General features: G+C 43.1%; 19 protein-coding genes. 5 read left to right on the forward strand and 14 right to left on the reverse strand.

The window, feature by feature from the left end; genetic code table 11:
* Positions 1-567: 567 nt before the first annotated feature.
* The gene (locus LC608_RS06860; RefSeq protein ID WP_229552812.1) at positions 568-2,577 is read right to left on the reverse strand and encodes a cytochrome-c peroxidase; all 2,010 of its coding nucleotides are present in this window, start codon (positions 2,575-2,577) and stop codon (positions 568-570) included.
* Between the two features lie 569 nt (positions 2,578-3,146).
* Between LC608_RS06860 and LC608_RS06865 the strand changes: the two genes are divergently transcribed.
* Positions 3,147-3,941, forward strand: coding sequence for a DUF2993 domain-containing protein (locus tag LC608_RS06865; protein WP_229552930.1), 795 nt, complete (start codon positions 3,147-3,149; stop codon positions 3,939-3,941).
* 359 nt (positions 3,942-4,300) lie between these two features.
* Here the strand turns inward: LC608_RS06865 and LC608_RS06870 are convergent, their stop codons facing one another.
* From LC608_RS06870 to LC608_RS06905, 8 genes are all read right to left on the reverse strand, one after another.
* A complete protein-coding gene (locus tag LC608_RS06870) occupies positions 4,301-5,692 on the reverse strand; it encodes a UDP-glucose/GDP-mannose dehydrogenase family protein (protein WP_229552813.1) in 1,392 nt (463 codons plus the stop codon).
* 147 nt (positions 5,693-5,839) lie between these two features.
* Positions 5,840-6,790: a UDP-glucuronic acid decarboxylase family protein gene (locus LC608_RS06875; protein ID WP_229552814.1), complete on the reverse strand. Its 951-nt coding sequence runs from the start codon at positions 6,788-6,790 to the stop codon at positions 5,840-5,842.
* A 568-nt stretch (positions 6,791-7,358) separates the two neighbouring features.
* Positions 7,359-9,497, reverse strand: coding sequence for a cation:proton antiporter (locus tag LC608_RS06880; protein ID WP_229552815.1), 2,139 nt, complete (start codon positions 9,495-9,497; stop codon positions 7,359-7,361).
* Positions 9,498-9,640: 143 nt separating this feature from the next.
* Positions 9,641-10,297 carry an HAS-barrel domain-containing protein gene (locus LC608_RS06885; protein ID WP_229552816.1) on the reverse strand — a complete coding sequence of 219 codons (657 nt, stop codon included), beginning with the start codon at positions 10,295-10,297 and terminating at the stop codon, positions 9,641-9,643.
* 65 nt (positions 10,298-10,362) lie between these two features.
* Positions 10,363-10,560 (reverse strand): NAD(P)H dehydrogenase subunit NdhS, encoded by a 198-nt coding sequence (locus LC608_RS06890; RefSeq protein WP_109007085.1) that lies wholly within the window; start codon positions 10,558-10,560, stop codon positions 10,363-10,365.
* 88 nt (positions 10,561-10,648) lie between these two features.
* On the reverse strand, positions 10,649-11,962 hold the full coding sequence (gene rodA / locus LC608_RS06895) for a rod shape-determining protein RodA (RefSeq protein WP_229552817.1): 1,314 nt from the start codon (positions 11,960-11,962) through the stop codon (positions 10,649-10,651).
* Between the two features lie 179 nt (positions 11,963-12,141).
* Positions 12,142-13,212, reverse strand: a complete 1,071-nt coding sequence (locus LC608_RS06900; protein WP_229552818.1) for an Mrp/NBP35 family ATP-binding protein — start codon at positions 13,210-13,212, stop codon at positions 12,142-12,144.
* 265 nt (positions 13,213-13,477) lie between these two features.
* Positions 13,478-14,002 (reverse strand): SRPBCC family protein, encoded by a 525-nt coding sequence (locus LC608_RS06905; RefSeq protein WP_229552819.1) that lies wholly within the window; start codon positions 14,000-14,002, stop codon positions 13,478-13,480.
* A 731-nt stretch (positions 14,003-14,733) separates the two neighbouring features.
* Between LC608_RS06905 and hemF the strand changes: the two genes are divergently transcribed.
* Positions 14,734-15,774, forward strand: coding sequence for an oxygen-dependent coproporphyrinogen oxidase (gene hemF, locus LC608_RS06910; protein ID WP_229552820.1), 1,041 nt, complete (start codon positions 14,734-14,736; stop codon positions 15,772-15,774).
* 275 nt (positions 15,775-16,049) lie between these two features.
* Complete coding sequence (locus LC608_RS06915; RefSeq protein WP_012411454.1) at positions 16,050-16,418, forward strand: STAS domain-containing protein; 369 nt, start codon at positions 16,050-16,052, stop codon at positions 16,416-16,418.
* Positions 16,419-16,499: 81 nt separating this feature from the next.
* On the opposite strand, the gene LC608_RS06920 is transcribed toward LC608_RS06915, so the two are convergent.
* The gene (locus LC608_RS06920; RefSeq protein WP_229552821.1) at positions 16,500-17,102 is read right to left on the reverse strand and encodes a chromophore lyase CpcT/CpeT; all 603 of its coding nucleotides are present in this window, start codon (positions 17,100-17,102) and stop codon (positions 16,500-16,502) included.
* Between the two features lie 205 nt (positions 17,103-17,307).
* Between LC608_RS06920 and psb29 the strand changes: the two genes are divergently transcribed.
* Complete coding sequence (gene psb29 / locus LC608_RS06925; protein ID WP_229552822.1) at positions 17,308-18,015, forward strand: photosystem II biogenesis protein Psp29; 708 nt, start codon at positions 17,308-17,310, stop codon at positions 18,013-18,015.
* Positions 18,016-18,103: 88 nt separating this feature from the next.
* On the opposite strand, the gene LC608_RS06930 is transcribed toward psb29, so the two are convergent.
* The 3 genes from LC608_RS06930 to LC608_RS06940 form a co-directional block, all read right to left on the reverse strand.
* Positions 18,104-18,466: a phage holin family protein gene (locus LC608_RS06930; RefSeq protein ID WP_229552823.1), complete on the reverse strand. Its 363-nt coding sequence runs from the start codon at positions 18,464-18,466 to the stop codon at positions 18,104-18,106.
* Between the two features lie 282 nt (positions 18,467-18,748).
* Positions 18,749-19,447 (reverse strand): biopolymer transporter ExbD, encoded by a 699-nt coding sequence (locus LC608_RS06935; RefSeq protein WP_229552824.1) that lies wholly within the window; start codon positions 19,445-19,447, stop codon positions 18,749-18,751.
* Positions 19,448-19,489: 42 nt separating this feature from the next.
* Complete coding sequence (locus tag LC608_RS06940; RefSeq protein ID WP_229552825.1) at positions 19,490-20,218, reverse strand: MotA/TolQ/ExbB proton channel family protein; 729 nt, start codon at positions 20,216-20,218, stop codon at positions 19,490-19,492.
* A gap of 366 nt (positions 20,219-20,584) precedes the next feature.
* Here LC608_RS06940 and LC608_RS06945 point away from each other — a divergent pair, with 366 nt between their 5' ends.
* Positions 20,585-20,911, forward strand: coding sequence for a YkvA family protein (locus LC608_RS06945; RefSeq protein ID WP_229552826.1), 327 nt, complete (start codon positions 20,585-20,587; stop codon positions 20,909-20,911).
* A 97-nt stretch (positions 20,912-21,008) separates the two neighbouring features.
* On the opposite strand, the gene LC608_RS06950 is transcribed toward LC608_RS06945, so the two are convergent.
* Positions 21,009-21,386: a GxxExxY protein gene (locus LC608_RS06950; protein WP_229552827.1), complete on the reverse strand. Its 378-nt coding sequence runs from the start codon at positions 21,384-21,386 to the stop codon at positions 21,009-21,011.
* Positions 21,387-21,415 lie beyond the last annotated feature (29 nt).

Genomic DNA, 21,415 nt, shown 5'->3' on the forward strand with positions numbered 1-21,415 from the left:
ATTTCAACAATTCAATATCGATATCTAAATTAAGGCATCGCTAGTGATCATCCTAACCCGGAATAGCGCTCTCCAGGAAATACTGAATATTAGCATTCAGTATTCGTGATATTTACCACTAATAGCTAAGTTAATTACCCCGAATTATAAGTAATTTTTGTCTAGCTTAAAGTAGATTTTACTATTGCTATAAGCTATGTGTCTTGGCAGTCAACGAGTTTTTTCGCAAACTTTATACAGTTAAAATATTTACAACATCAATAAGCAATATTTGGTATCAAGCAACTTCATGCATAGTCATACCATTTCTTTGTGAGGCTGCGCCAAATTTTCTTGGAGACGGTGTGTTTCGGTTCCGCAACCTGAGTTGGGGGGGTTATTTATGGCTTCAGGTAATCTTGATGTCGGCTGCTGGAACCGTTCAGGAAGTATACGAAGGTAACAAGGTTTGAGACACTATCAAGCCCATAAATTTGAGGAAATAAGGCTAAATAATTCCATTAAATCGTTTGTAACCCTTATTCTATCGTTGATCTCCCTGAACGATTATGTTTCAAGTCCAGAGTCTTACTCTAAAAAATTCGGCTTGGGAGTAGTGACACCATTACGACCAACTGCGGGTATTTCCACTGGCTGATCTGTAGCAGTAGGAGTTCCATTAGTATTGCCACTGGAAGTCACTGAATTTTGATTGCCGGGATGTCCATTGGGGATGAACAATTGTGGATGGTCAAAGGGTGCTTGTTCAAGGAGGACTCGCTGATCAGTAAGTCCCTTTCTTAAGAAAGCGACCAAATCAGCTTTTTTAGCATCGGTTAAGTTCAACGGTGGTACACCAGGACCACCGTCATCACCTCGACCACGATTGTAAAAGTCTACCACTTGCTCTAGAGTTGCCATTCCACCGTTATGCATATATGGAGCTGTCAAGCCGATGTTACGAAGGGCAGGTGCTTTGAACAGTGATGTGGTAGTGTTTCCGGCTCCTGGGTCATCTGAGGCCGGTCTGACACCGTAGTTACCGAAGAAGCCGTTAGTCGCATTACTAATGAGCGGATCACTTGGATCAGTTGAAGCTACTCCTGCGGTTCTTCTCACCGAAGCCCTGGTGAATTCTGGAATCGTATGGCAGGTGTTACAATTACCGCCACCATTAGCCGTGTTATTCACAAACACAGTCAGACCGCTTTTTTCCTGATCGGTGAGAGCATTGATATTTCCCGCTTGGAATTTATCAAAAGGTGTGTTGCCAGACACAAGAGTAGACATATACTTTTGCATTGCTAACCCAGAGAATAAGGAGAAGTTCCAATCCCTGAGCGAAAACTGATTTGCAGGTAAAGTCTGTCCTTCCTCACTCTCGTTATCATCATTATTTTTGGCGAGGATTGTTGGTGTTCCATTACTGTCAACTTGAATGATTGACTTTGACTTCCACCATTCCTTCTTAAAGGCTTTCCGAATCAGTTGATCATAAGATGCGATCGCCAGACCGGTCTGAGGGGATCGACTGTCAGATCCTAAAACACTATCTTGCTGATGTACAAGTTGTTTACCTAAAGGTCTGAGGCTTTTGATCCTCTGACCTTTTTTTCGCAGAAACTTAGCACCGACTTGAGGTAAGGTACGTCCCTCAGCAGATGTTTCAAATTCACTCAATAGTGGCCCGGTTACTAGGGAAGCTATAGAGGAATTGTTGAGCGAAACGGAAACAGCAGTTAGTTGGTTTGGTTTTGTAGCTTTGTAAACTTTAGCACTAGGGTCTGCTGCTCCCTTTATATTCACCCCATTGAAGCTTTCTTTGGCGCGACCATCCCAAAACTGGAGTTTGTTGAAAATTGTATCAATTACCGTTGGAGTATTACGCGGCTCAACTCGACGCACATTAATTCCATTGACTTGAAAGCCGTCTGAATCTGGCTTAGATGTAGTAGAATCCACTGCTTGACCCGGAACAGTGTCCTTAATAACACTGTAAAACACACCTTGGGATGAGGCGACATCGTTAGAGTCAGAAATAACTGTACTGGTTCGATCATTAGGATCTGCCAGTTTGTGAAATGGAAAATCTGCCGCCGTGAGTTGATAGTTTGCACCACCACCGACCTGGAAAGTTTTATCTTTCACTGATGCCAAAACACCAGGACTAATTTGATTTTTTGATCTGTTATCAACTCCGGCATGAAAGTGACAACTAGCACAGGACTGAACGCCGTCACTACCAAGCTGCATATCCCAAAATAGGGCTTTTCCTAGCTTGAGTAGAGCTGTCTGGTCGGCAACAAAGTCTCCGAGATTGCTTGGTTCGGCCACTGCTGTCAGGAGTGGTGGGTTCGCCGGGGTAGGGTCTCCAGATGTAGTCGGTGGCAAACTGGTTATGTTATTTAAGGGAGTTGGGTTCCGTGTTACTTGCGCGGATACGATACCTCCACCAGCGCTCACCAGAGAAACTATGACGAAAATTGCCAGAGGGCGTGAATATCTTGATAATATTCTGGTTTTATACCTTAAATAAATCCAGAAAAGCATCAAAATTAGCACGATTAAAATTGCTAATGCGGTATTTGAGCGTATCATAAGACCTCGCGATACGTTTTAAACCATGAGGTTTAGGCTGACTCCGGAAGACTCAGCCGTCCTTTAGGTAGTATTAACGTACTAATAATGCATTGTAACCATATGCAAAATACCACGCCGCAGTAATGTGATTCTCTATGGATTGCGACAAGATTAGGTAAAGATTGTGTAATCTTGTAGTTAAATTATTATTTTTAATAATATATAGTCTGAAACAAATGGCACTAAAAATGGCTGATTTAAAATGCGTAAGTTCTAATTTTGTTGGGCAAGCGAAGTCTACAACGGGCTGCGCCTACCCAGCTTGGTTAAAAGTCGGACTTGATCCTCAAGGGTAGGGTATTTACTCTGAACCCTTTAGCCCATATACTTCAACGTATAATTGCTAATGTTATGAATGCTGCGACCTTCTCCCTGTCCAAGTGAGATTTGTAATATTTAATACATTAACCCATCAACCATCAGGCATCCTATACCTACCCATCAGCACAATTAATCACGGGATCGCTTGCTGTATTCTTCACAGTTTGTTACAAAAGTACAAAGAACTTCTAGAGACCCAAAACCACATGTTCGGCGGACTTACTGGTTTACAAGATCCTAAAGGCACAGATTGGGGAGAGCGGATGCTCAACACGGTTGCCAGCCAAACGATTCGCCACCTGTTTACCCAAAGCGAGTCAGTAGAAGTCTTTGTGCGCTGCTACCCCTCCAGCAAACTGTTGCAAGGCAGCATTGATAGCTTTAAGATGAGCGGTCGTGGCTTGGTGATTCGGAAAGATTTTGCGGTAGAGGAGATGTCTTTTGAAACCGATGCGGTTGCCATTGACTTCGGCTCGGTTTTAAGTGGCAAACTCAGTCTTAAGCAGCCTACTCAAGCGATCGCCCAAGTGATTTTATCAGAAGCAGGCATAAACCAAGCCTTTAACGCGGAACTGGTGAAAAAGCGCCTGCTTAACCTCACCGTACCATCACTGACAGAATTATCTGGCGGTGAACCAGTTTCCTTTACGGAAGTACAGGTACAGCTATTGCCAGGAAATCGCTTACAGCTTGTAGCAAAAGCAGATTTAAATAATGGGGAACTCGTTCCCCTGAACATGAGCCTAGCTTTAGGCATTGAAAGGCGGCGGCGAGTTTCCTTCAAAGATCCAAAAATCGAACTTGACCAAGTGCCAGAAGCACAACGGGAAATCTCGCAAACCTTGAGCGTGGCACTAGTAGAAATTTTAGATAATATGGTTGATCTTGATCGTTTTGACCTCGATGGAGTGAAAATGCGGCTCAACCGATTAGACACTGAAGGTCAAAAACTTATTTTCAGTGGTTATGCTGAAATTGAACGTATTCCACATAGCGCTTGATTTGATATTTTCACGTAAGCAAGGTAAGTAAAATTTTTTTAACGTGAGTTCGATGAACCTCTCCCTGTTTTAAACTAAAGTTCAAGTTTCCTCCGTCCGTCGGAGGGAAACGGTTTTACGTAGTAAAATCTCTTAGCGGTCTTTTGATTGAGCTAATTAGACGTACAGTATATGAACAGTCGAATTCACGTTTTTTTAGGGTCTTTGCATGAAGTCCTAAAACAAAATTAAATACCGCCTAAAGCAATTTAGGCGGTATTATAATTCTTTAGTTTTTAAGAGAGTTAGAGTTAGGAGCTATGGATTATAAGTTGTAAGCAATTCTTATCCATCATTGATCGCTTCTAACTCTTAAATCTCTATCGTCCTACACCTACATATTGGAATCCAGCGCGTATCATTACTTCAGGGTCGAGGAAGTTACGACCGTCGATGATAACGGGGTTGGTCATCAATTTTGCCATCTTCACATAGTCAAGAGTGCTGAACTGCTGCCATTCGGTGACAAGTACCAACGCATCACAGCCATCAGCTAGTCTTTCGGCATCGGTTTCTACTAGCACTCCAGAAAGCCCATGACGTAAACCTGTTTGAGAAACAATCGGGTCAAAGGCTTTAACTTTGGCTCCCAATCGGTTGAGCTGCTCAATTAGGTTGAGGGCTGGAGCGTCGCGCAAGTCGTCGGTATCGGGCTTGAAGGTCAGTCCGAGTAGTCCAACTGTTTTGCCTTTGAGAATTTTCAGAACTTTTTGGAGTTTTTCTAAAGCAATCAATCGCTGGCGTTCGTTGACACTGACAGCAGCTTTGAGTAACTGGGCTTCATAGCCATAATCATCAGCAGTGTGAATCAGAGCGGAGACATCTTTGGGGAAACAAGAACCACCCCAACCAATACCAGCTTGTAAAAATTTGTTACCAATACGGGAGTCTAGACCAATACCTCTAGCTACTTGGGTGACATCAGCACCGACGCGATCGCAAATATTAGCAACTTCGTTAATAAAACTAATCTTAGTGGCTAAAAAGGCATTAGCGGCGTATTTAATCATCTCCGCCGAACTCAGGTCTGTTGCCAGAATTGGCACAGGGGGTAAAGATTGATCCTCAGCGTACTTGCGTTCCACAATTGGGGCATAGAGTTTTTGCATTAAGGCTACTGCTCTTTGACTATTGCCTCCTAGTACAATGCGATCGGGGTTGAAGGTGTCGTGAACTGCCGAACCTTCGCGCAAAAACTCTGGATTGCTAATTACATCAAACTCGGCTGCAAACTCAGGTAATTTTTCATTACTCGGAACCCCTCCTGCGGGTACTAATACTTTCTGCCGTTCAGCAACACCATCTAGAACAAGCATCCGCACCCAGTCACCTGAGCCAATGGGTACTGTAGATTTATTCACTATGACTTTATAACCACCGTTGAGATTTTCCCCAATCCCACGGGCTACAGCTTCAACATAACGAGTATCACTTTCACCAGTGGGTAAAGGTGGCGTTCCCACAGCAATAAACAGAATTTCGCCGTGGGAAACTCCAGCAGCGAGATCGCTAGTAAAATGAATTTTCTCTGTTTGAATGGCAGACTGGATAATTTCTGAAAGTCCCGGCTCAAAAATTGGGGACTGCCCAGACTTCATTAACTTAACTTTTTCTTCGTTGTTGTCTACGCAAATTACATCATGCCCAATATGAGCCAAGCAAGCACCTGTAACTAAACCAACGTAACCAGTACCAATCACGCAAACACGCATTTTTTAACTCCTCACTTTTTTGGGGTTAGTTTTCTAAAAGAAGTATCAATATGACACTTAAACACTGACAGTTAACTCAGCCACTAAACATACTAGCTACCGATAGGGTAGAGCCTGCATGAAATTTAGAGCAACGCTAGGCGCTACTCAGGTGGTTGAATTATTTGCATCGCTTTGAATGCGATCGCGAAAATCTTCTATTGTTAGTTTTAACCCCTCTTGCAGAGCAATAGTCGGTTCCCAATTTAACCAAGTTTTTGCCTTTGTGATATCAGGTTGGCGACGCCGGGGATCGTCCGAAGGTAGTGGCTCGAATTTAATCTGCGCGTCTGGATTAATCATATTTTGCACAGCTTGTGCCAATTGCAAAATCGTATATTCACCAGGATTACCCAGGTTTACTGGGCCTATGTAGTCGCTATTCATTAGACGGATGAATCCTTCCACTAAATCGGAAACATAGCAGAAACTACGAGTTTGCGAACCATCACCATAAACGGTTAAAGGATTACCCCGCAAGGCTTGAACTATAAAGTTGCTCACCACACGGCCATCGTTTTCTAACATTCTTGGCCCGTAGGTGTTAAATATCCGAACAACTCGAATATCAACTTTATTTTGCCTATAGTAATCAAATGCTAGAGTCTCAGCAATTCTTTTACCTTCGTCGTAGCATGAACGTATCCCAATGGGATTAACACTACCCCGATACTCTTCGGGTTGGGGATGAACTTCTGGATCACCGTATACTTCACTGGTTGAAGCCAAGAAAAACCTAGCTTTAACACGTTTAGCCAGCCCCAACATATTGAGTGTTCCCATCACGTTAGTTTTAACGGTTTTAACTGGGTTGTACTGGTAATGTACTGGTGAAGCAGGACAAGCTAAATGATAAATTTGATCCACTTCTAACCGAATTGGTTCAGTAATGTCGTGGCGGATCAGTTCAAAGTACGGATGACCTAACCATTTAAGGATGTTCCTTTTGTGACCAGTGTAAAAATTATCCAAGCATATTAATTCATGCCCATCATTCATTAGTCGGTCGATGAGATGGGAACCAATAAACCCAGCACCACCCGTCACCAAAATTCTCATAGTTTCCCAGTTATTTACAAATATTTTCGGTAGCTATTGCACTTACTTTTAGATTACCCAGATTGGGGACAAAATATACAAAACGAAAAAAAGAACAAAGTTCAATCTAAAAGTGTTGTTGAATTTACGTATTTTTCTACGGTTATATTTTTGTTATTTTTTATTTGCTTCCTTAATAATTTAACTAGTAAAATAACAAAAATTGCCAGTCTTCCACCTAAAGTTCATCAAATCTTTAACAATACAAAGTGTTTTTATGAATACTACTGTTTTCAGTTGGATGCAGGAATAGGTTGACACTTTCCACAGTTCAAGGTCTTACAATTAACCATATTTGTACAATACTCAAGTTGTCGGATTTACCAACATTCTGCCCTTTATTTAAGTGCAGAGACTTATATCATTTCAGGATATTCCTGCGATAAATACATAGATAAGTTTGGAGGGACATACATCTATATGCCCCTACGGATGATTCATTTCTTGCAAAGTTTGTTGTCAATGCGATGCCTCCGACGGACTACACCAACGCAGCATAAGTCCATGTGAGTGGACTAAATGCCTCATATCATACAGCAGAGGTAATGCTAGTAACCGTTTTAGACATAACTAAATTTGTGGTTTGAGTGCGTTGCGGTTCTCCAAGCATGATAATGGAGCAGGTGAGTTGTCTAGCTAACTGAGTTGTGACATCGCTAATGGCTAATCCTCCAGGGCTGGTACGATTACGTATAAAAGGTAAAACTACTAAATCATATAATCGTGCTGCCTGCAAAATTGCTTGGGCAACATTCTCATGAGCGATAATTTGAATTTCTGGGGCATTAGTTAAAGCTAATTGAGATACCAATAGGGAGAGATGCGATCGCCTCCAAGCAATTTTACTAGAACTAGTGCGGCGATCGCACACATTCAGTACAGTAATGTGGCTCTGATTTGCCTCAGCCAGCATCTGGGCAAATTGTACAGGCTGTAATGTCGGTGCTGTTAAGTTTTCTACTGGTACTAAGATGCGCTGAATTTTTTTTGGTGATTCTACTAGACGTGTTACCGCTACTGGACAATGGGATGCCCAAAGTACACCATCAATCACATTCCCAAATAAACGCGCTCGTAACCCAGTCCGTTTACCCCAACCCATAACGATTAAATTAGCCTTTTGTTCACGAGCCGCTCTGCTAATTCCTTGAGCAAAAGCATCATCAATCCGCAGCATTGGTTCTGCGGCTACGCCCAATACTCGACTGTGTATTGTGGCTTTTGTTAATAATTGTTCACTCCGTTGTAGAGACGCTTCTAACTGCGGTGCATCCATTTGACCAGTGGCATTAGCGATCGCAAGCGGTATAATTTTGCCTTTACACTGACGCGCTAATAACGCCGCGATTTCAATCAAATACTGCTCAGTATGAGGATTATAGACAGGTACGACTATAGTAAAAGCACTGTCTGTTTTTGGTGCGTTTTGGTCAGGTTGGGGTGGTGCTGGATCTTCGGCAGGTGAGGAATTCAAACCAACAGCTATTCTATTAGTGATCAATGGCCCCAAGCTTGATGTGACAACCATTAAGACAATCACGCTGTGTAATACTTCTAGTGGCAGCAACCCAGCCCGGTATCCCACTAACGTTGCTGCTAATGTTGTCGCAACCTGGGGAAGCGATAGCGACCAGATGGTTAGCATTTCTTGCCAGTTATAGCGGTAAACCAGTTTTGTGAAAAAAGCTGCAATCAATTTACTGACAATGAAACTGATTATCATCAACAGCGTTAACTTGAGCGTGTCTAGGTTGTTCACAAGGGCGGGTAGATTGATCGTTAACCCAAGGTCAACAAAGAAAATGGGAATGAATAGCACACTGCCAATAAATACCATTTTTTGTTTGACTGGGCCTTCCCCTACAGCTTCATTTACCGCCAAACCCGCTAAAAACGCACCAACAATTTTCTCTATCCCAATCAATTGAGCGCCCACAGCCGCCAGAAACACAGAAAGCAAGACAAACAAAAACTTGTTTCCTTCGTCGTCTCCAGACCGTTTGAAAAATTCTTTGCCTGCCCAATCAAAGCCTGCCACAACGGCAACAGAGTAAATAATTAACCAACCTGACAAGCTGAGTAGTTTCGCAAAGCTGAATGTTCCAGCATGAGCGACGCCTACACAAACGGCTAAGATGAGTATTGAGCCAATATCTGTAAAAATTTTAGCTCCAATAGTGACCGTAACAGCTTCGTTATTGATCACTCCCAAACGGCTGATTATGGGATATGCCAAAAGAGTATAGGAAGCGAATAAAGAGCCAACTAATATTGAAGTATTCCAGCCATAGCCTAAAATCAGCCCTACCAAGGTTCCCATCACCAGGGGTACACTGAAAGTTAAGCTAGCAAACCCGAAGGCACGACTTTTTTGCCGACGAAACTGTTCTAGATCAACTTCTAGCCCTGCGACAAACAGCAAGTAAATTAACCCAATGTCTGATAGCAGGTTAATCATCGACAAGTCTGACTGAAATAGATTCCAGCCTGAGGGGCCGAGTACTAACCCTGAGAAAACCAAACCCACTAATCCTGGTAATCTTAGCCGCTCAAACATGATCGGTATAACTAAGATCACCACCAGCAAAATAGCAAAGGGAACAATTGGTTCCTTGCCAAGAACTTGGGAAGTTGGCTCCAGAGCAAGAACTTGTGATATGAGTTCCATAGGTAGGAATGAAGGGGCTATGGTAAAACTACGATTCCCTTGGGGCGATCGCTTAATCGATATAAATAAATAGAGAAGCCACCTGAGGAAAAATCAAATATATTAATTTACACTAACTAGGCAATTGTCTCAGAACTAACTACCTACGGATGGATTTGACTCAAAATGAACCGTAAGCGATCGTAGTCGTCTTTAAGTAGCACACTTAAGCTACGTCCAGCTTTAATTAGCCATTCTCGGTCAGCTTTGCGTAACTGGTATATATCTCGAATGGCAGCTGCGGCCAAAGACTCTACTGGCGCACCGTTAATACAAAGGAGTGTCCGCAAAAAATCTAGTTCTTCAGTAAATTTAATGATTGCTTCTGGTTCGCACCGATAAACAGCTTGATGAATTTGCGGGGGACGCGGTGGTAGATATTGATATATTCTTTGGTTATAACCTCGATTCTGGGAGGATTGCTCAAATCCTACGATCGCAGCCCTAAATTCTGTTCTGAGCATGGCAAATATCTGGGGCTGTTCTTCGCGTAAGTCTTGCAATGACAAGCCCAAAGCTCTGGCCCGATGTATGGAATCTATGGGCATAGTGGTGGCATAATATACCACAGCATAAACTTGATTGCCCGATTCTTCATCTACAGAACAGACCCAGCTACCAAAGGGTGGCATGGAGGGAAAGCTTAAATCGTCTGGTTCTAAACACTGAGCTAAAAATTCCGTACTAGTAGTTTCAATCACCTCCGCAATGTGGTTGGGATGGCGATCGCCAGTAGCAAACTGTGGTAGGGGGAGGCGCATAGTAATTTAGTCATTAGTCATTGGTCATTAGTCATTTGTTTTTGCCAAATGACTAATGACTAATTTTATTTGGCTTTTTTACGTCCGGCTGTGGTTTCTACGAGTTCCAATTCGCTCAGGCGAAAGGTAATTAATTTATCCCAGTTACCACCTTCAAATAATACGGCTACTTTGCCATCGGTCAGCCGTTGTACGAGTCCTTCGTAGCGATAATAGGTATCTGCGGGATTCTTGACGCGAACAGTTGCTCCAGGCAGAATCATGTTTTTAGCCTCGCTTGTTTCCTTTTAATAGCTTAATACTTCTTATTAGTCATTTATCCTTGGGGAAGTGCAAATGATTAATGACGAATCAATAATACTTCTGCCTTTGGCGAAAATTTGCTACTGATTCTACTATTCCCAAGGAAATGAAGTTAGTCAGCATAGCAGAACGCCCATAACTCATCCAAGGTAGGGGAATGCCTGCCACAGGCGCTAAACCAACTGTCATGCCAACATTGACAATTAGCTGAAACACAATCATGGACAAAACGCCAATAGCCAACAAGGAACCAAAGTTATCTTTGGCGGTTTGGGCAACATGCAGTAGACGGAAGCAAATTAAGCAGAAGGCAAACAGCACTACCAAACAACCAACAAAACCGAATTCTTCCCCCACTGCGGAAAAAATAAAGTCTGTATGCTGTTCAGGTACGAAATTAAGTTGCGTCATTGGCCCCTTGAACAGACCCCATCCCCAAATTTCACCAGCACCAATAGCAATGCGAGATTGGATTAAGTGATATCCAGCACCGAGTGGATCGTGATCGGGGTTCATGAATACAGTTAGCCGATCTTTTTGATACTCTTTCAAAACATGGTTCCAAGCGAAGACTCCTAATTCGCCACCGAGTATATTGAGAGTCCACGCACCAATAGCACTTAAACCAAATTGACGCCAGGGAAGAGTTTGCCAGCCTACAATAGCCATCGCAAATGACCAAAGTATTCCTAATGGGCCAAAAGATAGTTCTTTGAATAAAACTATCGGCTCTGATAAAGGCCAAGATATACTAAACAAAATGGCAGCAACCACAGGAGAAATCATCAGAATTAACCAGCCTGGGTTAGCATTTGCCCAGTAAAGCATTCCTAAGACGATCGCACCAAATACCAGTGATGTTGCTAAATCTGGCTGCAAAAATACTAATCCCCAAGGTATAGCGGTGATTGCCAGAACCCGAAAAACACCTTCGAGGGTAGAAGCAGTACGCCTATGTAGTAAAGCTGCTAAGGTGATGATCATGCCGATTTTGGCAAATTCTGAGGGTTGCACGTTAAAGCCGGCAATACTAATCCACCGTTGCGCCCCTTTGGCGCTAGTACCAGCGATCATCACGGCAATTAAGCTGAAGTTCGTTAGTGCATAAGTTACCCAGTGCCACTGCATCAAGAGTTCATAACGGATGCGAGCTAAAAACAGGGCTATAAGCACGCCGATACCCGCTACCATCCAGTGCCACCACCAGTCAGTTACTGGCTGCTTCAGTTCCGTACTGAGAATCATGACACCACCAAAGATACTGACAGCAATCGGCAAACAAAATAGTAGCCAATCTACATTCTGCCAAGGCTTAACCCAAGACTTCCAGCGAATTTTGGGGAGCGATCGTTTTAACAACATTGTGTAAGTTTAGACTTTAGCTTTAATTGTTGGGAATTGAAAAGAGGCAGAGGGGCGGGGGGCAGGGTGCAGAGGAGAAAATTCTTCTCCCTTGCTCCCTACTCTCCTGCTTCTTCCCCACTCCCAGTCCCTAGTATTCCCAGGACATAGCCCAGGAAAAAGATAGAAATTAAAATTAATTATGTCAAAGCAGCAACTGATACTTTACCAGCAATGGTAAGAGCGATCGCTGTTAATGCTTTTGCTGAAGCTGAATCTGGATCACCAACAACTATTGGCACACCACTGTCACCGCCAACTCGTGTGGAAATTTCTAGCGGTACGCACCCCAACAGTGGCACTCCCAATTCGGCAGCTGTTTTTGAGCCACCACCGGAACCAAATATGTCATACTGCTTATCTGGTTGATCGGGGGGGATAAAATAGCTCATATTTTCAACGATCCCTAATACCGGGACATTCATCTGCTGGAACATCCGCAATCCCTTGCGAGAATCTAACAGAGCTACAGTTTGCGGTGTGGTAACAATTACTGCCCCTGCCATCGGCACTGCTTGAGTTAAAGTTAACTGAGCATCTCCGGTTCCCGGTGGCATATCTACAATCAAATAGTCCAGTTCTCCCCATTGCACTTGATAGAGAAACTGGCGAATTACACCATTGAGCATAGGCCCCCGCCAAATCACTGGCTGATCCCGGTCAATCAAAAAGCCCATTGAAACTAATTTGACACCGTGATTAAAAGCAGGTTCCAGGATGTCACCTGTTTCACTGGAACGCACAGTAATTTGGGCATCAGCTAGACCTAGCATGGTGGGGTCATTAGGGCCATAAATATCAGCGTCTAGCAAACCGACTTTCGCCCCAGTTTGAGCTAGAGCCACTGCTACATTCACTGCCACCGTACTTTTACCAACGCCACCTTTGCCACTGGAAACAGCAATGATATTTTTCACCCCAGAAATACCAGTGCGGTCAGGTAAACTTTTTTGTTGCGGTGTTTCTGCCGTCACTTCTATGCTAACATCTGTAACCCCTGAGAGTTTTTTGACAGCTTTCTTACAGTCTTCAACGATAAATTCACGTAAAGGACAGGCAGGAGTGGTTAACACTAAAGTGAAACTAACCTTGCCACCGTCAATTTTCACGTTGCGAATCATATTCAGTTCCACCAGACTTTTGCGGAGTTCTGGGTCTTCCACTGGTCGCAAAACTTCTAAGACAGAGCGAGAATCGAGAACATCGTACATAAAAATTCAAAATTCAAAATGAATAAATACACTTGTGGCGAACATCTTAGCTATTAACTGGATGCTTTCTTAAGTAAGGTCAGCTTAGTGTTTTCACTGTCAATGCCGTAATAAAACTTAGCAAATTGCATTATCACCTAATAGAATCTTAACTTTCTTTGGGCATTGGGAAGAGGCAGAGGGGCACTTAGCAGGGAGCAGAGGGGAAACAGGTAATTTTTTATTCTCCCCCTTGTCGCCTTGTCGGCTTGTCCTCTTCCAGCACCTAAAAATCCAAACAACTGTCATTAAGGGATTTTTTCTTACCAGATACCGTTGGCAATGCCGCCTTTTCTACTGCTTCTACTAAAGACCGGGCTACGCGGTCTGCATAAGGACGGGATAAAGACCAAATTAGGGGCGATAACCAACCCCGTAGTGTTACAGAATAAGACAAACAAGTACCACAAACCGTTGACTCTACTTGATAAGTCACCCGTTCCTCTATCCCAGGAATCGCTAGCACTCGGATACTCAGCATCTCCCTGTGATTGACGCGTTCCACAAAAATTCGGATGGGAATCGGCCAAAAGCGTGTTACAGCATGAAAAATTAATCCTGGCTTGGGTACTAATCCGTAGGGCACGTTAGTACTCTTAAGTAGTGGATGCCAGGAAACATCAGTTAAATCAGCGACTTTTTGCCACAGTTCATCTACAGAAGCAGAACTTATCTCTCGATACGTCCGCACCAGAGAAGCGCAAAACCGACGACGTTTGCGGTGGATGAATTTGGATAACCAACCTTGCATTTTCCTAATCCTCCTCGCTAGACACTTTCTGGTAACTCTGGTATTGTGGGCAACTACCCTCAAATCCTAATAGGACTTACGCAAAACTATATGCACTCAGGGGCAACTCATGTAGACGCAAAGCGGTGAAGCAGCGCGGTCTTCTCCCAAAGGGAGAGGCTAGCGCCTGCCGTAGGATGCCCGAAGGGCTGTAGGGGGTTTCCCCCATGAGCGACTGCTGTTAGCGCAGCGTTAGCGTTCGCGCAGCGTCTCGTAGAGAGGTACGAGCGTCACCCGGAGGGCTTCCCGCAGGGTATTGCCCTAAGAAGAACATTCTTTTCAATTATTGTTTGCGTAACTCCTGCCTAAATTAAAACTTTCTCAGAAATGCCCTAAACATAGCAAGCCTATATTCGATACAGACGCTAACAGATAATATAAGCAATATGGCAAAGAAGTTTTGATCAGGCCAGTTAAACCCTTGATAATTCAAGGGTTACGACTAAAGTCTAGTATTTATACCAGAATGTTCCAATTAAGAATTTCAAAAAAAACTCAGTCAATATACAAGCCTATACGCATTTGAGGGAAAATAAACTCTAGTGATGCCCATCAATCGTATAAATGCTTAACCAGTAAGAAAAAGCGGGTTGGGCAAATAGAGCTTGATTGTCGGCGCGTGTTTCCCCCAAATTTTAAGATAAGAAATTTGTGGCTTTCTGGAAATTGTAATTTTTTAGGTTCGGGAATCTATGTTGACCAACTCGCAAACACCAACTGTATCAGCAGAATCATCCAAGTCTTTGCCAGCACCTGACGCTCAGACTAGAGTCAGTCAGTTTATGAAACAACTGCAAGACGAAATTACCGAATCGTTAGCAAAACTAGATGGTGTGGCTAATTTTCATGAAGATAGTTGGGAACGCCCAGAAGGGGGCGGAGGTCGATCGCGCGTGCTGCGAGAAGGTGCAATATTTGAACAAGCTGGTGTAAATTTTTCTGAAGTTTGGGGTTCTCATTTGCCAGCCTCAATTTTAGCCCAACGTCCTGAAGCCGCAGGGCATGGCTTTTATGCCACGGGCACTTCAATGGTATTACATCCTCGTAATCCTTACGTGCCAACAGTTCATTTAAATTATCGCTACTTTGAAGCGGGGCCAGTATGGTGGTTTGGTGGTGGCCTTGACTTGACACCTTATTACCCCTTTGCTGAAGATGCGGCACATTTACACAAAACGTTAAAACAGGCTTGTGACAAACACCACCCAGACTATTACCCTGTGTTTAAGCGGTGGTGTGATGAATATTTTTACCTCAAGCATCGTGATGAAACACGGGGTGTAGGTGGTCTGTTTTTTGATTACCAAGATGGTCAGGGTGCTTTATATCACGGACCAAATCCCAATGGAGAAGCGGCTATTCATAGCAACCAGGTGGGAACACCAGCAACCCGTAATTGGGAAGATTTGTTTGCCTTTGTGCAAGACTGTGGTAGTGCATTTTTACCAGCTTACGTACCAATTGTAGAACGGCGTAATGGGATGGAGTATGGCGATCGCCAACGAAATTTTCAACTCTACCGCCGGGGACGGTATGTAGAATTTAACTTGGTTTATGACCGAGGCACCATTTTTGGTCTACAAACTAACGGACGTACCGAATCAATTCTCATGTCCCTACCACCCTTAGTGCGCTGGGAATACGGCTACCAACCGGAACCCAATACACCCGAAGCCGAGTTGTATGAAACTTTCCTTAAGCCTCAAGATTGGATCAACTGGACACCCAAATAGTGCTGAGTGCTGAATGCTGAGTGCTGAGTTGAGAGTCAAAAGTTAAGAATCAGGAGTTATGATAATTATCTTGATCTTGCCAGGCTCCCTAATTTCCCCCACTCCCCATTCCCCACTCCCGCCTTCCCCACAATTTTGCTGAGTTAGACTACTAAAGTTAAGCACTTAGCAAAAAAAGGTGACAATTTTAGCTAGAGCTTGTTAATCTCAAGTGGCAGTATTAGAAAATTCTGTAACTAGTTAATCTTTAGAAAAATGTTACGGGGAGGGCTTTAGTGATTCATATAGACCAAAAAACTTATACAACCCAAGACGGAAACACCGTTATTGTCCTGACACCAGCAGGTCGCCTAGACATTACTACTGCTTGGCAATTCCGCCTGAAGTTACAAGAGTGTATTTCCAAACTCAGCCGCCATGTAGTTGTAAATCTGGCTCAGGTAAATTTTATTGATAGTTCTGGTCTGACGTCTTTGGTTGCTGGGATGCGTGATGCTGATAAAGTCAAGGGCAGTTTCCGCATCTGTAATGTACATCCAGAAGCCAAACTTGTGTTTGAAGTGACGATGATGGATACTGTCTTTGAAATATTTGAAACAGAAGAGGAAGCTTTAGAAGGTGTACCTCGTAGTATCGCTAGCTAAAAAAGAGTTAGGAGACGCGATTAATCGCGTCTGTACAGGAGTTAATTCAAAATTCATAACTCATACTCATGAGTTATAACTTTATGTTATGGAATACTGGTTTCGCTTGGTGTAGCGATAAGGTCCCATAATGGCTCCCCAAGTTGCTTTCCCAGTTGCTGGCTCGATTCCTTTGTCGTAGCTGTGGAATTCTGCCGCAGTAGCTTCAAAACCGAGGGAAACATTGATGCTATTGCCGAGATAAGTAAAACTGCAACAAGTCTCTGGTAATGGGGTGGCGGTAAACTTATAGCGATCGCCAGCTAGGGTTTCCTGAGTAACTGTTAGGATACAACCTGGTAGTAAATCTAATTTTTCGGATGTCAGTGTGTTAAGGAGAGCAGGGTTATTGCCTGCGCCTATTAATGCACCTGGATCTTGAGGCATGTAGTATTGTACTTCCAAAGATGTGTCATTGCTGCCCTGGCGCAACCGCATAATTCGCTGGCGGTAAGGTTTATCTAGGTTAACAACGTTAGCCTGTTCGGCAAACAGGGTGATGCTATCTTCTGTGAACAGATTAATTGGTCTTTGCCACAGCCGGAGATGGACATACCAAATTGGTTCTCCTATGGCTTGTTCCTGATTATCAAATTCACCAGCTAGATACTCACCTAAAGCAATTAACTGTGGCGAAAAGTTCATAAATGCGATAAACAAATTATTAAGGATAAATATTTTTGGCTAGTTTTTTTAGCGGAAAGGTTCTTAATCCCTTGTGGCTACTAGTTTATAAAATACTTTTGATTTGTCTACATTGTAAATGAAACCGTCACCAGCCAAAAGCTAAACTTGGCAAAGTAGCCTTAAAGCGAGAAAATAAAGATACGTCGCCCTTAACATTTTCTTTGTGAACAACGTCCGTACTGTCTCTGATACAAAACGAACTTTTTACAATCTTCATACCCGTCCGATCAACACTATTTATCGTCGGGTAGTAGAAGAATTGATGGTGGAAATGCATCTGCTGTCAGTAAATATCGATTTTAGCTACAATTCAATTTATGCCTTGGGCGTCGTCACTACTTTTGACCGCTTCATGCAAGGCTATGAACCAGAACGAGATCAAGAATCAATTTTTAACGCCCTATGTCGGGGTATGGAACAAGATCCGCAACATTATCGACAGGATGCCGAAAGATTGCAAACTGTAGCTAAAGGTTTGCCAGCTAAAGATTTAATTGGGTGGCTAGGCCAAACTACTTTTTTAGATCGAGATAGTGACTTGCAAGCACAACTGCAAGCGATCGCCAACAATCCTAACTTTAAATACAACCGTTTGTTCGCAATTGGTGTATTTTCGTTATTAGAACAATCAGATCCTGAATTAGTCAAAGATGAAAAGCAACTCACAGAGGCGCTAAAAGCGATCGCTGCTGGCTTGCACCTTTCTGATGACAAACTCAACAAGGATTTGGAGCTATATCGTTCTAACCTAGAGAAGATGGCGCAAGCGCTAATAGTGATGGCAGATATGCTCTCAGCCGATCGCAAAAAACGCGAACAACGTAAACAACAATCGACTACCCCCGTTGCTCCCCCAAGTTCCAACGAATAGTTAGGAGATGGAAGTAAGGAGTGATGAGTTAAGAGTTAAGAGTTGTTAATAACTCCTAACTCATAACTCTTAACTCCAAGTTTTAATTTTAGACACCCAACAATTTGTAGATTAAACTGTTAATTATAGTTAGCGCAAATGCCCCAACAACGGCACTCCAAATCCCGTAACGCAAGCGGAAGCCGTCTACGAACCAAGCAGCAAGACTAAAACAAACCACGGCAATCATAAATGTGAAAATGCTGGATAGCAATTCCAATGTGAGTAAATTTGGAACTGCAAAAATGAGGCTTAAAATAGGTCTGACTATTGCCGTCACGATACCAAGCACTGCGGCAGAAAAGAAGGCTTTACCTGGAGTATCAATTTCAACTCCCAAAGGTAATTTACTAATTATTAACAAGCTGATAGCTGTTACTAACCAAACAATTAAAAGCGTAACGATATTCATGCCACAACCCCTGAAACGTGAATGGCAATTGGTGATAAATTACTTCAGTTTGTCGGTGAAAAAATCTTTCAAGCTCAACCAATTATCTATAAATTAGCAGGAAATTTTTTTATAAGGGAATTTTATTTTAGATATCTTTAGGATTGGGAAAAGTTTGAAGTGGAGTGGGGAGTGGGGAGTAGGGAGTGGGGGATGCAAGAAAAGCAGGGGAAGAATAAAAATTACCTCTTTCCCCTCTCCTGCAAGCTTTGTGCCCCTTTGCCTCTTCCCCATGCCCTATCTCTATCTTTTGGGATTAGGTTGGGTTTGTTTAGGTGCTACAGGCGCTTGGGATACTGGTGGGTTTGAAATAGCAGGATTGATAGGGCTGATGCCTTGCCCCGTTGGAGGCTGAGTTATGCCAGGAAGAGGTACAGGATTAGGTGCTAAGGGAAATTTCGGGGTAAGATTCCCTTCGGGATTGATGCCTGGAAATGGTGCGGTGGTGGGTATTGGTGCTGTACCAGGAGCGATTGGGAAAGAGGGAATATTAGGCTGGTTAAGTGAGTTTGTGGGTGGTTGAGATGGGCCAGGAATAATTCCCAAAGAAACGCGATCGCCTCCTACTTGCCTTAGCAAATCCAATGTTTCAATCACATCATTATAAGTTGCTGTCCGCGAAGCATTCAGCACCACAACAGCGCTGGGGTTTGCTTGGAGATACTGTTTTAATCTCGCTCCCAAATCATCCCGTTGTACAGGCTGTTTTTCTATGTAAGTATTACCAACGGCATCGATAGTTACAATCAGACTTCCGCTCTGTGATGTTATTCCAGATACTGAACTGGCGCTGGCTTTGGGCAAATCAACATTTATTGCCTGTTGGCGCGTAAATTGTAATGCCGCTAATAAAAAAAACGTCAGAATACAAAAAACAACATCTATTAAAGGAATGATTTGAATTTGGACTTCTTCAATTGGGGTATGTAGATTAACTTTCATTTTCTCAATTTAAACGCCTAGTTCGGGGGTTGAATTACTTAACTAATTAGGTGAATTCGGGGGTTCAGGAGGCTCAGGTAACCTAGTCTTTCCTGGCTTGCGGGGTGGAGTGAAATTTTCCCGCACAATTGCTGATGTACTATTACTAAAATCAGGGGGGGACTGACGGTAGAGCAATTCCATCTCATTCCCAGCCTTCCGAAAAACCTTGACTTGGTTGACTACAAAACTTTGAAATAGGCGATAAAATACCAAACTAATAATGGCAACTATTAGCCCTGCTGCCGTACTAATTAAGGATTCACCAATACCAGTAGTTACTCCGGCGGTAGATTCAGTTCCCAAATCACCAATCCGAATTGAGCGCAGGGACTGGATTAGACCCAAAACTGTACCTAACAATCCCAGCAGAGGCGCGAGGGCAATTACGGCTTCTAAAAGTTTTTCGCCCCGCCGCATTCCAGCTAATTCATCTTCGGCTGTGGACTCAAGTGCTAGTCGAAAGGTTTCTGCATCAGTTTTTGGAAAACGTAAGGGAGCATAGAGAAAACGCCCCACAGGCTGATTGCTTGCAAGTCTAGCAATGTCAGCAGCTTCTTGCCAATTATTCTGGGCAGCATCCAAGATGCGATCGACTATTTGCTTTTCCTGAGTCAAAATTCGCAACCAGAACCACAAACGCTCAAAAATCACACTCAAGGACAGAATCGAGAGAACAAGCAAAGGCCACATCGCTGGCCCGCCCTTATAAAATAAATCTAAAATATCCACTGTTTAAATTTCCTCCCTCCATGACTAAAGCAAATGTGCTAGGGCATTTTAATTCTAGAGATTAATTCAAAATGAGGGACTTCCAAAACATAAATTTACCGAAAATCTAAAAAGATAGTGTAAGCATGGGGTATTGAACTTAGACTAGTGGACAAACTTGCTGCTGGATTGCCATAATCCCGAAATTAATACAATTATTGTCTAATTTGTCAAACCCTTGCGGTATTAAACTCTTATGGAGAATTACAAAATAGGTTTTTGATGACAGATTACGAGTAGCGTCTTCCATACTAACTAGGGCGGTTATTCGCACCAGAAGTTTTTAGGATAATTTGTCAAAATTAAAGATAACTGGAGGTTCAAAATATGAAATTTTCAATCGAATCACTTTACACCTGGTATCGCAATGTGCTTCGTAACCCGAAGTACCGTTGGTGGGTAATTTTAGGAACGTTAGCCTATCTGGTCAGCCCATTTGATATTCTTCCAGATTTTGTACCCGTTGTGGGACAGATTGATGATGTTTTCCTTTTGACTCTGCTAGTTTCTGAGGTATCTGGGCTAGTAATTGAAGGCTGGAAGGCTCGTAAGGGTGAGGTGGGTACTGAAGTGCCTAATACTACCGAGGGTTCTACCTCTACTCCAACCTCTAACGCAAGCACCATTGACGTTGATGCTATTTCTGTTAAATAGTTTTAACAAAACCCCTGCTTTTGGAATCTGAGGTGGGGGATATATTTTTTAACGCAAAGGGGCGCAAAGGGAAGCGCAGAGGTTCGTAGAGGGGGAGTTAGAGGTTGTTGGCTACGCCTTTGATACCTTCTTTGAGGTGAAGGACGTTAAAGTTGAGGAGAAGACCTCGTTTGCAGTTTGCTAGTTTGAGATAGGTTAGGAGTTGGACGCAGTGAATCGGGTGGAAGGATTCTACAGATTTAATCTCTACAATTATTTGGTTTTCGACAATCAAATCTAATGGATAAACGCATTCCAATTTCACTTCTTGGTAAACCAAAGGCAATGGAATTTGTTTACCAACATTCAACCCGGCCTTCTTCAACTTATAATGCAAGCACTCCTGATAAGCCGACTCCAATAAACCAGGCCCCAAAGCAGTATGCACCCTCATTGCACACCCAATAATCACCCCACTCAAATCATTCTCCCTCATCCTCTGCGCTCCTGTGCGTTTCCCTCTGC

Origin of the sequence: Nostoc sp. XA010, from assembly GCF_020829625.1 — a bacterium.
Lineage (GTDB): Bacteria > Cyanobacteriota > Cyanobacteriia > Cyanobacteriales > Nostocaceae > Nostoc.

Bases quoted from the DNA above. Each gene is read 5' to 3' on its own strand.
- hemF (WP_229552820.1), top strand. From the start codon at position 14,734: ATGTTGACCAACTCGCAAACACCAACTGTATCAGCAGAATCATCCAAG.
- LC608_RS06880 (WP_229552815.1), bottom strand. From the start codon at position 9,497: ATGGAACTCATATCACAAGTTCTTGCTCTGGAGCCAACTTCCCAAGTT.
- LC608_RS06920 (WP_229552821.1), bottom strand. From the start codon at position 17,102: ATGAACTTTTCGCCACAGTTAATTGCTTTAGGTGAGTATCTAGCTGGT.
- LC608_RS06950 (WP_229552827.1), bottom strand. From the start codon at position 21,386: ATGAGGGAGAATGATTTGAGTGGGGTGATTATTGGGTGTGCAATGAGG.
- LC608_RS06935 (WP_229552824.1), bottom strand. From the start codon at position 19,447: ATGAAAGTTAATCTACATACCCCAATTGAAGAAGTCCAAATTCAAATC.
- rodA (WP_229552817.1), bottom strand. From the start codon at position 11,962: ATGTTGTTAAAACGATCGCTCCCCAAAATTCGCTGGAAGTCTTGGGTT.
- LC608_RS06890 (WP_109007085.1), bottom strand. From the start codon at position 10,560: ATGATTCTGCCTGGAGCAACTGTTCGCGTCAAGAATCCCGCAGATACC.
- LC608_RS06885 (WP_229552816.1), bottom strand. From the start codon at position 10,297: ATGCGCCTCCCCCTACCACAGTTTGCTACTGGCGATCGCCATCCCAAC.
- LC608_RS06905 (WP_229552819.1), bottom strand. From the start codon at position 14,002: ATGCAAGGTTGGTTATCCAAATTCATCCACCGCAAACGTCGTCGGTTT.
- LC608_RS06900 (WP_229552818.1), bottom strand. From the start codon at position 13,212: ATGTACGATGTTCTCGATTCTCGCTCTGTCTTAGAAGTTTTGCGACCA.
- LC608_RS06860 (WP_229552812.1), bottom strand. From the start codon at position 2,577: ATGATACGCTCAAATACCGCATTAGCAATTTTAATCGTGCTAATTTTG.
- LC608_RS06870 (WP_229552813.1), bottom strand. From the start codon at position 5,692: ATGCGTGTTTGCGTGATTGGTACTGGTTACGTTGGTTTAGTTACAGGT.
- LC608_RS06930 (WP_229552823.1), bottom strand. From the start codon at position 18,466: ATGAATATCGTTACGCTTTTAATTGTTTGGTTAGTAACAGCTATCAGC.
- LC608_RS06865 (WP_229552930.1), top strand. From the start codon at position 3,147: ATGTTCGGCGGACTTACTGGTTTACAAGATCCTAAAGGCACAGATTGG.
- LC608_RS06945 (WP_229552826.1), top strand. From the start codon at position 20,585: ATGAAATTTTCAATCGAATCACTTTACACCTGGTATCGCAATGTGCTT.
- LC608_RS06875 (WP_229552814.1), bottom strand. From the start codon at position 6,790: ATGAGAATTTTGGTGACGGGTGGTGCTGGGTTTATTGGTTCCCATCTC.